15 protein-coding genes are annotated in these 13,044 nt (G+C 62.0%); 7 read left to right on the top strand and 8 right to left on the bottom strand.

All coding sequences use genetic code 11. The annotated features are described in order from the left end of the window. Positions 1-31: 31 nt before the first annotated feature. Together ACRWQA_RS18170 and ACRWQA_RS18175 are read right to left on the bottom strand one after the other, a co-directional pair. Positions 32-2,206 carry a TonB-dependent siderophore receptor gene (locus tag ACRWQA_RS18170; protein ID WP_434227990.1) on the bottom strand — a complete coding sequence of 725 codons (2,175 nt, stop codon included), beginning with the start codon at positions 2,204-2,206 and terminating at the stop codon, positions 32-34. A gap of 290 nt (positions 2,207-2,496) precedes the next feature. Beyond that, positions 2,497-2,724, bottom strand: a complete 228-nt coding sequence (locus ACRWQA_RS18175) for a DUF899 family protein (RefSeq protein WP_446326286.1) — start codon at positions 2,722-2,724, stop codon at positions 2,497-2,499. 288 nt (positions 2,725-3,012) lie between these two features. Between ACRWQA_RS18175 and ACRWQA_RS18180 the strand changes: the two genes are divergently transcribed. The 3 genes from ACRWQA_RS18180 to ACRWQA_RS18190 all read left to right on the top strand — a co-directional run bounded on the left by ACRWQA_RS18180 (position 3,013) and on the right by ACRWQA_RS18190 (position 5,098). Next, positions 3,013-4,038 carry a helix-turn-helix domain-containing protein gene (locus ACRWQA_RS18180; RefSeq protein ID WP_446326210.1) on the top strand — a complete coding sequence of 342 codons (1,026 nt, stop codon included), beginning with the start codon at positions 3,013-3,015 and terminating at the stop codon, positions 4,036-4,038. A 35-nt stretch (positions 4,039-4,073) separates the two neighbouring features. Continuing rightward, positions 4,074-4,703, top strand: coding sequence for a Vgb family protein (locus tag ACRWQA_RS18185; RefSeq protein WP_263582495.1), 630 nt, complete (start codon positions 4,074-4,076; stop codon positions 4,701-4,703). A gap of 191 nt (positions 4,704-4,894) precedes the next feature. Beyond that, positions 4,895-5,098, top strand: a complete 204-nt coding sequence (locus tag ACRWQA_RS18190) for a cold-shock protein (protein WP_167112041.1) — start codon at positions 4,895-4,897, stop codon at positions 5,096-5,098. A 127-nt stretch (positions 5,099-5,225) separates the two neighbouring features. On the opposite strand, the gene ACRWQA_RS18195 is transcribed toward ACRWQA_RS18190, so the two are convergent. Beyond that, positions 5,226-5,348, bottom strand: coding sequence for a hypothetical protein (locus ACRWQA_RS18195; protein WP_434227986.1), 123 nt, complete (start codon positions 5,346-5,348; stop codon positions 5,226-5,228). 497 nt (positions 5,349-5,845) lie between these two features. Between ACRWQA_RS18195 and ACRWQA_RS18200 the strand changes: the two genes are divergently transcribed. After that, on the top strand, positions 5,846-6,049 hold the full coding sequence (locus tag ACRWQA_RS18200; RefSeq protein WP_167112047.1) for a cold-shock protein: 204 nt from the start codon (positions 5,846-5,848) through the stop codon (positions 6,047-6,049). Between the two features lie 96 nt (positions 6,050-6,145). On the opposite strand, the gene ACRWQA_RS18205 is transcribed toward ACRWQA_RS18200, so the two are convergent. Then, a complete protein-coding gene (locus tag ACRWQA_RS18205) occupies positions 6,146-6,532 on the bottom strand; it encodes a nuclear transport factor 2 family protein (RefSeq protein WP_263582492.1) in 387 nt (128 codons plus the stop codon). A 219-nt stretch (positions 6,533-6,751) separates the two neighbouring features. Between ACRWQA_RS18205 and ACRWQA_RS18210 the strand changes: the two genes are divergently transcribed. From ACRWQA_RS18210 to ACRWQA_RS18220, 3 genes are all read left to right on the top strand, one after another. Beyond that, positions 6,752-7,318: a tetratricopeptide repeat protein gene (locus ACRWQA_RS18210; protein WP_434227984.1), complete on the top strand. Its 567-nt coding sequence runs from the start codon at positions 6,752-6,754 to the stop codon at positions 7,316-7,318. Positions 7,319-7,424: 106 nt separating this feature from the next. Continuing rightward, positions 7,425-7,910, top strand: a complete 486-nt coding sequence (locus ACRWQA_RS18215) for a hypothetical protein (RefSeq protein ID WP_434227982.1) — start codon at positions 7,425-7,427, stop codon at positions 7,908-7,910. A gap of 104 nt (positions 7,911-8,014) precedes the next feature. Further along, positions 8,015-8,614 carry a TetR/AcrR family transcriptional regulator gene (locus tag ACRWQA_RS18220; RefSeq protein ID WP_434227980.1) on the top strand — a complete coding sequence of 200 codons (600 nt, stop codon included), beginning with the start codon at positions 8,015-8,017 and terminating at the stop codon, positions 8,612-8,614. A gap of 59 nt (positions 8,615-8,673) precedes the next feature. On the opposite strand, the gene ACRWQA_RS18225 is transcribed toward ACRWQA_RS18220, so the two are convergent. The 4 genes from ACRWQA_RS18225 to ACRWQA_RS18240 form a co-directional block, all read right to left on the bottom strand. After that, complete coding sequence (locus tag ACRWQA_RS18225; protein ID WP_434227978.1) at positions 8,674-9,972, bottom strand: ATP-binding protein; 1,299 nt, start codon at positions 9,970-9,972, stop codon at positions 8,674-8,676. Positions 9,973-10,146: 174 nt separating this feature from the next. After that, positions 10,147-11,301, bottom strand: coding sequence for an alpha/beta hydrolase (locus ACRWQA_RS18230; RefSeq protein WP_263582487.1), 1,155 nt, complete (start codon positions 11,299-11,301; stop codon positions 10,147-10,149). 71 nt (positions 11,302-11,372) lie between these two features. After that, positions 11,373-12,059, bottom strand: a complete 687-nt coding sequence (locus ACRWQA_RS18235) for a response regulator transcription factor (RefSeq protein WP_263582486.1) — start codon at positions 12,057-12,059, stop codon at positions 11,373-11,375. After that, positions 12,059-12,907, bottom strand: coding sequence for a MipA/OmpV family protein (locus ACRWQA_RS18240; protein WP_434227976.1), 849 nt, complete (start codon positions 12,905-12,907; stop codon positions 12,059-12,061). Before ACRWQA_RS18240 ends, ACRWQA_RS18235 begins: the two co-directional genes overlap by 1 nt. Between the last annotated feature and the right edge of the window lie 137 nt (positions 12,908-13,044).

Raw genomic sequence — 13,044 nt, forward strand, 5'->3', positions numbered from 1 at the left:
GCGATCGCCGGCCCGCCCTCCCAGCCCACACTCAGAACGTCATGCCGAAGGTAGCAAACACACTGCGCGGCGCGCCGGCAAAGGTGGGCACGAACGGGCCGCCGGAATCGTAGTAACGCTTGTCCCCCAGGTTCTGCACCATCATCTGCACCCGGTAGCGCTGCCCTTCCCCGAAGCGGTAGATCGCATTGGCATCCCAACGCGTATAGGAAGGCAGCTCGAAGCTGTTGGCGGTGTTGGCCTCGCGCTCACCCACGTAGATGGCGCCGAGGCCCACGCTGAGCCCCGAGGCACGGCCGGCGAAATCGTAGGTGGACCAGAAGCTGGCGGAGCGGCGCGGCGCATTGGCCACCAGGTTGCCGACCAACGCGGGATCGCTGTCCTCGGTGATCTCGGTCTTGAGCTGCGTATAGCTGGCCAGCAAACGCCACTGCGACGTGACGGCATAGGGTACATCTACCTCCCAGCCACGGCTGCGCTGCTCGCCGACCTGGATTACATAGTTGAAGTCGTCCGGGTCCGATACCACGCCGTTACGACGGCGAATGTCGAACAGCGCCAGCGTCGGCTCCAAGCGGCCATCGAGCAGGCTCAGCTTGGTGCCCACCTCGGCTTGCCGCCCTCGCGAGGGCGACGGCAGGTTGCCCTCGCGCAGCATGCCGTTGGAGGGCTCGGTGAGGAAGGATTGCGCCCAGCTGGCATACAGCGAGACCTCCTCGCTGGGCGTCCAGGTTAGGCCGACGCGGGGCGAGAACGCCTCGTCGGTACGCGTCAGGCGCCCCTCCACCGGCAGGTACTCGGCCCTGGCGCCGCTGCGCGAACGGTCGTAGCGGCCCCCCAGCAACAGCCGCCACTGGCTGCCGAGCTGCAGCTCGTCCTGCAGGTACAGCCCGACATTGTGACTGTCGTAATGCGAAGCGTCGTAGGGCTCAAGCGGGCCGCTGGGGGCCCTCCCATGCACCGGATCGTACAGGCTGATCGGCAGGTTGACCGGGAAGCCTCCGGGGCCGAGGAAGGCCTGGGCCTCGAAGTCCCACTCGTCGTAGTGGTAGTCGGCGCCCAGCAGCACGCGGTGCCCCACCGCCCCCGTATCGAAGCGCCGCGACACCTCCGCCATCACCGAGGCGTCGGTCTGCTCGTCAATGCTGCGCTGGCGGCGGCGGTTGACCTGGGGGTCGTTCGTGTCGGCCCCGCTGATCGGCTCGAAGCCGTAGGGGTACCACAGCGCATCGGTGCGCGCCCACGACGCCTGCATCCCGCTGCGCAGCTCCCAGCCACTGTCGAAGGCATGGTCCAGCACCACGGACGCCAGCGCGCTTTCGTTCTCCAGGCGTGCGTCCGGCTCGGCATAGTTGTTGTGAATCGGCACCTCGAGGAACAGTGGGCTGTTGCCGAAGCCGCGGTCGAATGACGAATCGCGCCGCCCGAGTTCCAGCTCGGCGGTGAGCGTGGTCTGCGGCGAAGGCTGCCACCTCACCACCGGCGAGATGAACTGGCTTTCGGCCTCCATGAAGTCACGGAAGCTGCCGCTATCCTGCCACGCCCCGGCGACCCGATAGCTGACGGTATCGCTAAGTGGCCCCGTGGTATCGAAGGTGCCGCGGTAGAAATCGTAGCGCCCGCCGGTCAGGTCGAAACGCGTTTGCGCTTCGTCCAGCGGCTTCTTCGTCACCAGATTGACCACCCCGCCGGGCTCGAAGCGGCCGTACAGCGCCGAGGCCGGCCCCTTGAGCACCTCGATCTGCTCGATGTTCACCAACTCGTCCACCGGCGCGAACACGCTTCGGCGAAAGCCGTTCTTGAGGTTCGCCGTGGTGGCGAAGCCGCGCAAACGGAAGCGGTCGTTGCTGCCACCCCAGCCGACCTGCGGCGTGACACCGGGCACGGTGCGCACGGCCTCGCCGAAGGTAGTGACGCCTCGATCCTCGATCAGCTCGCGGGTCACCGTCTGGATGGAGAAAGGCGTTTCCTTGACCAGGGTGTCGCTCTTGTTGGCCGTGGGCGCCACCACGTCGCGGTAGGCGCGCTCACGCGTGCCCATCACCGTGATCGCCTCCAGCTCGTATTCGGAGCCGCTCGTCAGCTCCTGGGCACCAGCGCCTGCCACCGGCAGGCCGATCAGAAGCACGAACGAGGCACGCAGGCACACGGGGCCGAAGCGCGCGGCAACGGCACCAGGCCGTAAGGAAGGTGTGGTTGAGTTCACCGTCGATCCTTGGAAGGAAGTGAGGTTAAGGCCGTGGCTTCGGATGGTCACGGCCTGCCTTGCCTATAACATGATATGTAATAACATCACAATTTTTGCTGAAATGATCAAGCCTGTTAATTGAAGAGATGCTTTCCAGCCACGTTATTTCACACGGCAGGAACTCGAACTCGACGAGCGCACGCCCACCGTGATCACCTGTTACGACAGCTCCAGCGCTTTCTCCACCATGTTACGCAATGCACTCGGAGCTGCCGTCCGCCTTCGTGGGGGTCGTCCTCCCCACGACCTCAGCGCTTGTCGTACTCGTCATGGCGGCGCCACCATATACCCGTCTCGTTGCGCCCCCCGGGGGCACGATCGAGCCACTGATACATGCCCCACAGGCCGTCAGTGTCCCCTTCGGGTATCGATCGCGAGGGTATCTCGGTGACAGACTGCTCGTTATCGCGTAACTGACTCGCCGGCTCGCGCCGGTAGTTGTACTCGATGTTCTCCTCGCGCTGCTGCTCGGTGATCGAGACATTGAAAGCCGCGCTCCTTCGCGGTCATGAGATACCTTTAGTGCCAGATAACCGGACGGTGGGAGTAACAAGTGTGGCGGGATTCCGATGGACTCACTGATCACGGCCGCAGCCCGTGCGCTTACGGTGGGTGACCCCCTCGGCGCCCTGAACCTGGTCGCCCTGCGTGACGACGCGCCTGCGCTCGCGCTCCGCGGGATCTCGATGGCGCAGCTCGGCGACTTCGCCAGCGCCAAGCGGCTCCTGCGCCGGGCGGCGCGCGCCTTCGGCACGAAGGACGTCATGGCCCGCGCGAGGTGCATCGTCGCCGAAGCCGAGATCGCCCTCGCCGCGCGAGACCTGAGCGGCTCCGCCAGAGCCCTCGGCACGGCACGGGCGACGCTCGAAGCGCACGGCGACCGGGTCAACGCCGCGCATGCACGCCATCTCGAGGCCCGCCGCCTGTTGCTCATGGGGCGCTTCGACGAGGCGGAGCGCACCATTGGCGAACTCGACCCGGCCCCCTTCCCGCCCGCTTTGAGAATTACCCACGAACTCGTAGTGATGGGTATCGCGACGCGCCGCCTGCACACCCAGGCGGCCCGCACGGCACTCGCCCGGGCCGAGCACGCCGCACGGCAGGCCGACATTCCTTCGCTGACGGCGGAAGTCGAGAGCGCTCGCCGGGTGTTGGATACCCCCGCGGCCCGCCTGGTGGCGCATGGCGAAGAACGGCTGCTGCTGCTCGAGGAGGTCGAAGCCCTGCTGGCGTCCAAGTCCCTCGTCGTGGACGCCTGCCGCCACAGCGTGCGTGAGGCAGGCGCGGAGGTTTCGCTGACCGGACGCCCGGTGCTGTTCGCCCTCGCTCGTCTGTTGGGCGAAGCGTGGCCGGGTGACGTGCCGAGGGAGACGCTCATCGCCCAGGCATTCCGCACGGCATATGCCGATGAATCGCATCGCGCGCGGCTGCGCGTCGAAATCGGTCGGCTCCGCTCGGCGCTTGTCTCCCTCGCCGAAGTGCGTGCAACACGGCGAGGCTACGCGCTGACTCCACGCCACGCTCCCGAAGTCGCGGTTCTGGCGCGACCGCTCGAAGAGAAGCACGCCGCGGTGCTCGCGCTGCTGGCGGAAGGCGAGCCATGGTCGAGCTCGGCCCTGGCACTGGCCCTCGATACCAGCCAGCGCACCGTCCAGCGCGCGCTCGATTCGCTGGCGGAAGAAGGCAAGGTGCAGGCATACGGCCAGGGAAGGGCACGCCGCTGGCTGACCCCGCCGCTGCCGGGATTCACGACAACCTTGTTACTCCCTGCTTTCTTGCCGGGCACTTAGGCTGACAACACCTACCGAGTAATGAGGACTACGCAATGAACCGTTCCACCGCTGAAATTCTTCGTGAATATGGCCCGTTCCCCGGCGTCGAAAACGTACACGGCGTCACGTTCGACGGCCGGCACGTCTGGTTCGCCACCGGCGATACGCTGAACGCCCTCGACCCGGCGAGCGGGGAAATCCCACGCAAGCTGGATATCGCCGCACAGGCAGGCACGGCCTTCGATGGCCGACACCTGTTCCAGATCGCCGATGAGCGGATCCAGCGAATCGACCCCGACAGCGGTCGTGTGCTGGCCACGATCCCGGCACCTCCCGGCGGCGGCCATTCCGGGCTCGCCTGGGCCGAAGGCGCGCTGTGGGTGGGTCAGTATCGGGAGAGGAAGATCCGCCAGGTCGACCCGGACACCGGGGAGGTCCTGCGCACCATCGAGACCAACCGCTTCGTCACAGGGGTTACCTGGGTGGATGGCGAGTTGTGGCACGGCACCTGGGAAGACGAGGCGAGCGACCTGCGGCGAATCGATCCCGACACGGGCGAAGTGCTGGAGTGCCTCGAGATGCCGCCGGGTGCGGGGGTGTCGGGGCTCGAAGCCGATGGCAACGGCCGATTCTTCTGCGGCGGCGGAGACAGCGGCAAGGTGAGGGCCGTGCGCCGCCCCTGAAAATAAAAAAGAAAGCCTTTGACCCACGGTGCCAAACCATGGCACCGTGGGTTCAGCTGGTAAGCAAGTGGCATAGTTTCAGTAGCGTTCGATTCTTTCGGCAGCCTGTAATTTATCCCTGTCCTACCCGCTACACATCTGGGTAACACCAGGAACATTGCAAGGCGCGATTGCGCGAAAGGATTCAGAACATGGCAACTGGTACCGTAAAGTGGTTCAACGACTCCAAAGGTTTCGGCTTCATTACTCCTGCCGATGGTGGCGATGATCTCTTTGCCCACTTCTCCGAGATTCAGTCGGAAGGCTTCAAGTCTCTGCAGGAAGGTCAAACCGTCTCTTTCGACGTGACCCAGGGCAAGAAAGGCCTTCAGGCTTCGAACATCAAACTCGCCTGACCTAACAGTCACGAGTTCTCGAACCTCCCCGGTTCGAAATCAGGGCCCGCTTAGGCGGGCCTTGTTGCGTTCTGGGGCTGGCGAGCGAAATCGGGAATACTGAAGCGCCGGCGATAGGCAATCGGCGTCAGGCCGGTGGCAGCGGCGAAGCGCGCTGGACATCGATCGGCACGCCGCTGGCCAGCTTCAGCGCTCCCACTGCCTCCCCCACGATCTCGATATGAAACGGGGCCGGGGCATTTGACGCCAAGGAACTCGCCAGCCGTATCGGCTGCGCCGAGCGCTACGTCTCCGAGTGGTTGAACGCCTAGGCCGCCGGCTATGTGGCTTACCACGCCGCCAGCGACACCTACGAACTCTCTCCAGAACAGGCCATGCTGTTCGCCGACGAAGGCCTCCATGCTTCGAATATCAAACTCGACTGACCTTATCGGTCACGAGTTCTCGAACCTAGCCGGCTCGACATCGAGGCCCGCCTAGGCGAGCCTTGTTGGGCAATGGATCTGGCATGGGCAAAATAATTTCAGCAAAACCAGGTAGTTCGAACCAATGAAAAAAATAAAAAAATAAAGCCTTTGACCCACGGTGCCCAAGCATGACACCGTGGGTTCAGCTGGTAGCAAGCAGTACGGTTTCAGTAGCATTCGAATTCTTTCGGCAGCCTGTGATTGAACCTTGTTTTACCCGCGGCACATCTGGGTAAAACCAGAAATATCGCAAGGCGCTAAATGCGCGAAAGGATTTATTATGACGACTGGAACAGTCAAGTGGTTCAATGATTCCAAAGGTTTCGGCTTCATCACTCCCGCCGATGGCGGTGACGATGTCTTTGCCCACTTCTCCGAAATTCAAGCTGAAGGTTTCAAATCCCTGCAGGAAGGTCAAAACGTCTCCTTCGACGTGACCCAGGGCAAGAAAGGCCTTCAGGCTTCGAACATCCAACTCGCCTGACCTAACGGTCACGAGTTTTCGAACCTCCTCCGGTTCGATAGCAAGGCCCGCCCAGGCGGGCCTTGTTGCGTTGTGGCATCAATGTACAACTCTTTATCAGTGCAGGATCGCCTCAACCAGGTGCGCCCTCCCTTCAGGGGCAGAGTAAGGCTCGGGCCAGTATTCGACCAAGCGGGTGATTCTTCCCTCCGCCACGGTAAAGAACGAGATGGCCGTTGCCGTCTGAACTCCATCGGTGATAGCAACCTCCGTTACTACCTCCCCCTCCTCCACGAGGATACGGTTCAGCGTGAACTGCCAGCGGCCATGCGCAGGATACTCGGCATTCATCTGTGCGAAGTGCTCGCCACCGCGGATGCATTCGTTGGACTGTGGCCATTCGAGAACGAAATCCGGCGCAAGCATCACCGTTACCGAGTAGAAATCATTCGAGGACATTAGCCGCCAGAATTCGCGTATTACTTCACCCGCTGTCCTGTTCATACTGCTTCCTCATCGTTCATCCCAAGCAATCACCAGGGTAACTCAGCCACCGCACAATCAGCACAGCGGCTACATCACATTATCTTTTCCAATACTTTGTAAGAGATCTCCGATATTTCTGTAAGCCATTTCTCAACCTCGTCTTTGGCAGTAGCCAACGGCGCGCAGCGGGCGATAATCGTTATCCGCACCATGGGCATGGGGACTAAGGGAGAAGTCATGAAACCTGCGAAGGCGCGCCGCGCCTCGATTACCACCCTCCTGCTCATCGCTTGCTCTCCGGCCAGCGGCGAACCACCGGCACATTATCTGGAGCGCGCTGGCGTCGCACTGATGGAAGCCTTGGGCGACCCGCAGCAGCTCGAAAACGTTCTGGCGATATACGACGATGGGCTGGAACTGCACCCCGACGACGCCGAGCTTCGTTACGGCCGCGCCCAGCTTCTCACCAGCCTCGGCCAGTACGAAGAAGCCAAGCAGGACCTGGATGAACTTCACGAAGGGGGACTGCACAAGGAGGGAATGTTGCTGCGCTGCATGGTGCATGAGCGCCTGGCGGGAGCCGCGGAGGATGCCCTGGCCTGCTACGCGGGGGCGGAAGCCGCCTTCGCCACGGCCAGCGAAGCGAGCGGCCAACCGGATGCCAACCACATCCTGGCGGCCCATCTGGCCGAATCGCCCGAGGCCGATGCGCTATTGCTGGAATGGCCGGACAGCGAGAACTCGATGCTGAAGGAAATACTGGAGATGGAGCGGGAGGATCTGATCCGACAGTTTTTACCGTGAGTTGAGTGTCGGCACCCGCTACCGCATGAGGGCCCCTCATCGTCTTGCGAGATATACACTGTATGTCTACGCTGTATATATGAGACGTGCAATGACGGGTTCTGGAATGATCACCACGCTATCCTTGGCAACGCTACTCCTCGTGGCGGTGACAATGGGGCTCTCACTCGCGCATGCCCTGGAATTTTCCGGAAAGCTACGGCTCGATGAGCCGACCTACCGGGCGGTGCAGACGATCTACTACCCAGGCTTCACGATCGGTGGGCTCATCGGTGAATTCGGGGGAATGCTTGCGCTTATCGTCCTGCTCATCCTGACGCCCACGAATGCCGAGCGATTCTGGTGGATTGCCGCGGCGCTCGGTTTCCTGCTCCTTGGCCATGCGGTCTACTGGATCGTCACTCATCCGGTAAATGCAGCATGGCTGAAGGACACGAGCCTCACCGGAGCCAGCCAGATGTTCTTCGGTTTATTTTCCTCCCCGGATGCCGATTGGCAGCACATGCGCAACCTTTGGGAGTATTCCCATGTCGCGCGGGCGATTCTCCACATGCTCGGCTTCCTTTCGATGGCGCTGGCCCTGATTCGCTAGGGGTAGCCACTGTGTCTCCCTCTGGTAGAGCAAAAAAGACGGCGCGGGGCGCGCCCAAGGGGAAGTCGCGCAACCTCACCCGCGACAAGGTAATCGACGCCGCCATGGCGCGGATCGACGAGGCCGGTGCCGATGCAATCACCATGCGCGGCCTGGCCGAGGATGTCGGCGTAACGCCGATGGCGCTCTACAACCATTTCAGCAGCAAGCGAGCCCTGCTCTCGGCCGTGGCAGAAAGCGTCATATCCGCCGCTGACTTCGACGGCCATCACGCCAGCTGGCGCAATCAAATTCATCACTGCTTTGGTGTGCTTCGCAGTCTCTGCCTCCGGCACCCCGGCCTGCTACGCCTGCTGGAATTCGAGGGCGCGGCACCTGCGTCGGTGTTCGCACCCATGGAGGTCACGTTGCGAGCGCTCGGTGAAGCTGGCCTGAGTGATGTCGACAGCGCGCGAACCTATTTCCTGCTGGTGAGCTTCACCCTCACGCAGGCTGCGTACCAGGCCCGGCGGGTTCCCGACCTGGAGCCTTCCGAACAGATCCGCGCCGAGCGCATCGCCGGCCGCGGCTACCCGACCGTCGAGCATCTGGCATGGCCGGAGACGTGGGATTTCGACGCGAGCTTCGAGTTCGGAGTTACACTGATCCTCAACGGCGTCGAGGCGACGGTAGCTGGCGCCGAAGAGCGGTATACCCCGTCCTAGCCGATGCGAAACGCTCGCAGGGTTGCCTTGGTGGCGTTGAGCGAACCTGCTGGGAGGCCTCACGCTCCCTTCCCATTTGACAGCCGGAACCGGAGTCCCGGTTCGGCCTGCTCGGCCGTGAGGCGCCAGCCGTGTGCCAGGGCGATCTCCTGGCAAATGGCCAGGCCGAGGCCTGCTCCGTGGTCACGCCGATGCGCGGCACGCCAGAAGCGTTCGAACAGCAGGGGCAGCTGCTCTGCATCGACGCCAGGGCCTCTGTCCCGCACGGTCACCGTATCGCCCTGAATCTCCACGCTGACGGAGCTTTGCGCGGGCGCATGCTGGATGGCGTTCTCCAGCAGGTTCTTCAGCAAGGTGAAGCAGGCCGCGCGGTCCGCTTTCCACTGCACGTCGCCAACGGCACGCACCGCCAAGTGAACGTCGGCGGTTTCCGCCATGCGTTGCAGGTAGGAAGCGGCATCGTGGGCGACCTCCTGCATCCCGACGGTAGTGAAGTGGTAGTTGTGCGCCTCGCTGGCTTCCGCCAGGAGCAGTAGCTGCTGCACCTGACGGGTCATGTACTCGACGTCGCTCAATAGCGAGTCGCGCTCACTCCTGCCCCCCTTCTTCAACTCGATCTGAGCGCGGATCAGTGCCAGTGGTGTCTTCAACTCATGTGCCGCGTTGCCGAGAAATTCCTGCTGCACGCGGTAGCCTCGTTCGAGGCGTTCCAGGGCTCGATTGAAGCTGTCCACGAGAGGAGCGATCTCCGTGGGCACCGCTTCCGTACTCAATCGGGCATCAATGGAGCGCGGCGAGATGGCCGCGGCGGACTCCGACACGTCTCGCAGCGGCTTGAGGGTGTAGCGCAGGGTGATATAAGCGCACAAGCCGAAGGCGATGAACAGGACACTGCCGAATACCGTGACGCCGGCGACCACCTGCGGCCAGGCAACGGTATAGACGACATCCATGAACCTCGCACTGACGGCGAATTGCAGATACCACCTTCGCCCATCGTGCACGAGGGGCTCCGTGGCGCCGAAAAAGGTGTTTCCCTCGTGCTCGAAGGTGAAGTTTCCGCGCGTCAACCGCATGAGCTCATGGGTGGCTGGCCAGAACTCCTCTCCGGCACTCGAGAAGACGACCGTGTCTCCAGCTTCATCCAGGATCCGATAGGCCGTCTCGCGCTGAGGGCCCTCATATAGCCAGGCGCGGTCGTCCATGCTCGAGTCGAACCCGACGGGTCTGCCACTGCTGTCGAATTCGATATTGTTCGCCATCCCCTCCGCGGCGTCGGCCAGATCCATCCGGGCCAGCATGTTGCTCTGGACCACCACTACTGCAGCGATCACGAGCAGCACGATGCTGAGCACCATCCCTGCTACATAAGCCAGCAGAACCTTCAGACTAATGCTATTCAGCGGCATCGGCCTTACGAAGCGCATGGCCCAGCTCCCTGAGGTTGTTGACGATCAAGCACATGACGGAATCCCATGAGGTCGGCTGATGCGTTATCGCCAGGAGTCTCCTCACGTTGAATAGAAGAAGGGTCAACTATCACCTGCCACCTCGCGGATACTGTCGAGGAGATCGAGGAAGTAGGGGTTCCAGGTCAGGCGGGCATGGTATTTTTCCGCCGCGATCTGTCCCCATGCCCCAAACCACAAGGTGTTGGAATCCTCGGGGAGGGGAATTCCGTCCTGTCCGTTTTCAAGAATGATATGGCTGCCCTTCTCACCGTAATAAGTGTTCTCGGGCGCAAATAGCACATTCATGTGGGAAAAGGTGCTGATGCGACGGTCGGGCAAATTGCTGGCAAGGGCGGTGATGCGTGGATCGTCAAGTTCCTGCGGGGCGTCGCCGTACCAGACGAAGCGTGACTGTTGGTTGGGAAAGCGGGTTTGAAAGGCATCGAGCGTCGCGCTGGGATCGAGAACGCTGTCATGCTGGCTCATGGTGATCAGGACAGGTTTGTCAAAACGCGCGGTTTTGAGATCTTTCTGCACGGCTCTGACCGAGCGGTAATAAAGCGCGGCCCCACGCGTAGGCAGGGACTGGTAAGTGGCGATATTGTCCTCGTCATCGATATCAACCCAATCCCACAAACGGGAAATGACCGGGGCGAGAAACAGATAGCCGTTATCGGGATAAAAGCCAGGGGAAAACAGCAACAGCCCGGCAACATTCTCGTCGCTTAGCGCATGGGAGGTGACCAGGTTTCCGCCGGTAGAGAAGCCGCCAAGCCAAAGCTCATCGACCTCGGCTGCCAGCAGGTTTGCGTGGTGGGCAACGGTTTTTTCCCAATCCTCGCTATCGGGCAGCATCAGATCGGCGGGGCGGGTGCCGTGGCCCGGCAGCAGAATGGAGCGAACCAGCCAGCCGTCATCCGCCATGGCAGTGGCTATGTCGGAAAAGTACCAAGGACTTGCGCCCAGTCCGTGAACGAAAAGAATGCCTCGCTTGGCCGGTTTATCGGGGCGAAGCTCGAACGGCGTGTTGAGCTGTATTTCCAGGTTGTGGTCGTCACTGAGAAAGGCACGGTTTTCGGCAATCCATGCGCGGGTGTCGCGCACATATTGATCGAAACTGTCCTGATCATAGGGTGGCAGGCTGTCGGAAGGTTGAAAATGCGGGGTATCCGGCGGCAAGGCGCAGGATGCCAGAAACACCAGTGTGGAAAGCAGTAAGCCAAGGCGGGGAAGCATAAACCCTCCATCAATGTGTGCTTGCCATCCAGCAGAGAGCCGCATAGGCCAGCAGGACTTTCAATCGCAAGCTATTCAGCGGCATCGGCTTCACGCAGCGCATAGCCCAGCCCCCTGACGTTGACGATTCGCTGGCGCGAACCGATGGCGAGCAGCTTACGGCGCAGACGGTGCAGGGCTACGTCCAGGGCGTTCGGTGTGACCGCCTCGCTCAGCCCCCAGGCCGCCGCTTCCAGCGCGCTGCGGCGCACTACCTCATCGTGCTTGTGCAAGAGCAGCTGCATGATGTGCAGCTCCGCCGGGGCGAGGATGACGCTTTCATTGCCGCTGTACAGCACGCCGGCTTCGGGTCGCAGGGTGAGGTCGCCATGGCTGGGGTCGAGCGAGTGGAACGCCACGGGGCGGCGCAGCAGCGCGCGAACACGCGCTACCATCTCGTCCATCGCGAACGGCTTGGGCAAGTAATCATCGGCACCGGCTTCGAGCCCCTGTACCCGATCATGCAACGCATCGCGGGCCGTCAACACCAGGCAAGGCACGCCGAGGCCGGCGCGGCGCATCTTCTGCAGCAGGATGAGGCCATCCCCGTCCGGCAACCCCCGGTCGAGAATCAATGCCTGGTAGGGCATCTGCTGGACGGCGGCCCATGCGGCATCGATGCGCTCGGCCACATCGGCGGCGATGCCGGCGGTTTCCAGCCCCTTGCACATCAGCCGGGCCAACCGGTCATGATCCTCGACCAGAAGTATGCGGCTCATCAGAAGCGGTAAACGTAGCCGAGAAACACACTATTGGTGGTCGAGCGATCCACCAGCGGGCTGTCCTTGATCTCATCCGCCAGACGCGTCACCTCGACGCCCATGAGCACCGAGTGGTGCTTATCGAACATGTAGGCACCACGCACCCCTGCTTCTACGTCGATAGCGGACTCCCCGGCATAGGCAGGCCGATCGATGCGAACCTCATCGTCACGAACGCCGAAATAGTAATCGATCGTCTTATCGTCCTGCCAGCTCGCCCCCACGTGCGGCGTAAGCAGGAAATGATCTCCGAAGTGCCAGGTTCTCTCCAGACCAACGTTGATGCGTTGGCCCTTGCTGTTGCCCGACACGTCGGCAAGCCATTCGGCGCCGACTTCAACGAAGTCGTTGTCCCATTCCACCTTGCCGCCCGCCCAGAAGCCATCCTTGCGCTCACTCATGCCATCGAGGATATCAGCGTCGCCTTCTTCATAGCCGCTGCCGTCGTACTGGACGACGATACCGAAGTCGAGCGCTTGAGAATCGCTGATATAGAGGCTCGGCAGCTTGAATTCGATCTGCGGGCCAAAGAGATGAATGTACCGGTTCTCAACCTCAAGCAACGGCAGGAGCTGGTTGTCACGATCGATACCGGTGTAGGGCTCCTGCTCGCTCATTGCGCCGAGCCCCAGCCCCCAGGTCGTGGAGGACGACTCGGCGTCGTTCGGCTCTTGGGCCAGGGCCGTCGCCGAGGTGCAGAGGCCAACGGCGAGCACGGAAACGGCCGCCATACGTGAAACAGAAGCTTGGGAGATCGAGACAAGCGGGGGTCGGGAGATCGAGATAAGCGGGTATATGACTGACATGATCGTTTCTCGCGTGTTGTTAAAAGAAGCCCACTTTCGCAGCCACCTACTTACGGAAAACTTACCGAAACACCCAATCGATCCAAATCACCAGTAAGTCTTCTGAAAGACGCATTGCGGGAAAGTCTCGCCCCATG

The sequence above is a fragment of the Billgrantia sp. C5P2 genome (assembly GCF_051062895.2).

Excerpts from the sequence above, each read along its gene's own strand:
- ACRWQA_RS18180 (WP_446326210.1), top strand. The coding sequence starts at position 3,013 with ATGGCCCGCGCGAGGTGCATCGTCGCCGAAGCCGAGATCGCCCTCGCC.
- ACRWQA_RS18185 (WP_263582495.1), top strand. The coding sequence starts at position 4,074 with ATGAACCGTTCCACCGCTGAAATTCTTCGTGAATATGGCCCGTTCCCC.
- ACRWQA_RS18190 (WP_167112041.1), top strand. The coding sequence starts at position 4,895 with ATGGCAACTGGTACCGTAAAGTGGTTCAACGACTCCAAAGGTTTCGGC.
- ACRWQA_RS18200 (WP_167112047.1), top strand. The coding sequence starts at position 5,846 with ATGACGACTGGAACAGTCAAGTGGTTCAATGATTCCAAAGGTTTCGGC.
- ACRWQA_RS18205 (WP_263582492.1), bottom strand. The coding sequence starts at position 6,532 with ATGAACAGGACAGCGGGTGAAGTAATACGCGAATTCTGGCGGCTAATG.
- ACRWQA_RS18210 (WP_434227984.1), top strand. The coding sequence starts at position 6,752 with ATGAAACCTGCGAAGGCGCGCCGCGCCTCGATTACCACCCTCCTGCTC.
- ACRWQA_RS18215 (WP_434227982.1), top strand. The coding sequence starts at position 7,425 with ATGATCACCACGCTATCCTTGGCAACGCTACTCCTCGTGGCGGTGACA.
- ACRWQA_RS18220 (WP_434227980.1), top strand. The coding sequence starts at position 8,015 with ATGGCGCGGATCGACGAGGCCGGTGCCGATGCAATCACCATGCGCGGC.
- ACRWQA_RS18225 (WP_434227978.1), bottom strand. The coding sequence starts at position 9,972 with ATGGTGCTCAGCATCGTGCTGCTCGTGATCGCTGCAGTAGTGGTGGTC.
- ACRWQA_RS18230 (WP_263582487.1), bottom strand. The coding sequence starts at position 11,301 with ATGCTTCCCCGCCTTGGCTTACTGCTTTCCACACTGGTGTTTCTGGCA.
- ACRWQA_RS18235 (WP_263582486.1), bottom strand. The coding sequence starts at position 12,059 with ATGAGCCGCATACTTCTGGTCGAGGATCATGACCGGTTGGCCCGGCTG.
- ACRWQA_RS18240 (WP_434227976.1), bottom strand. The coding sequence starts at position 12,907 with ATGTCAGTCATATACCCGCTTATCTCGATCTCCCGACCCCCGCTTGTC.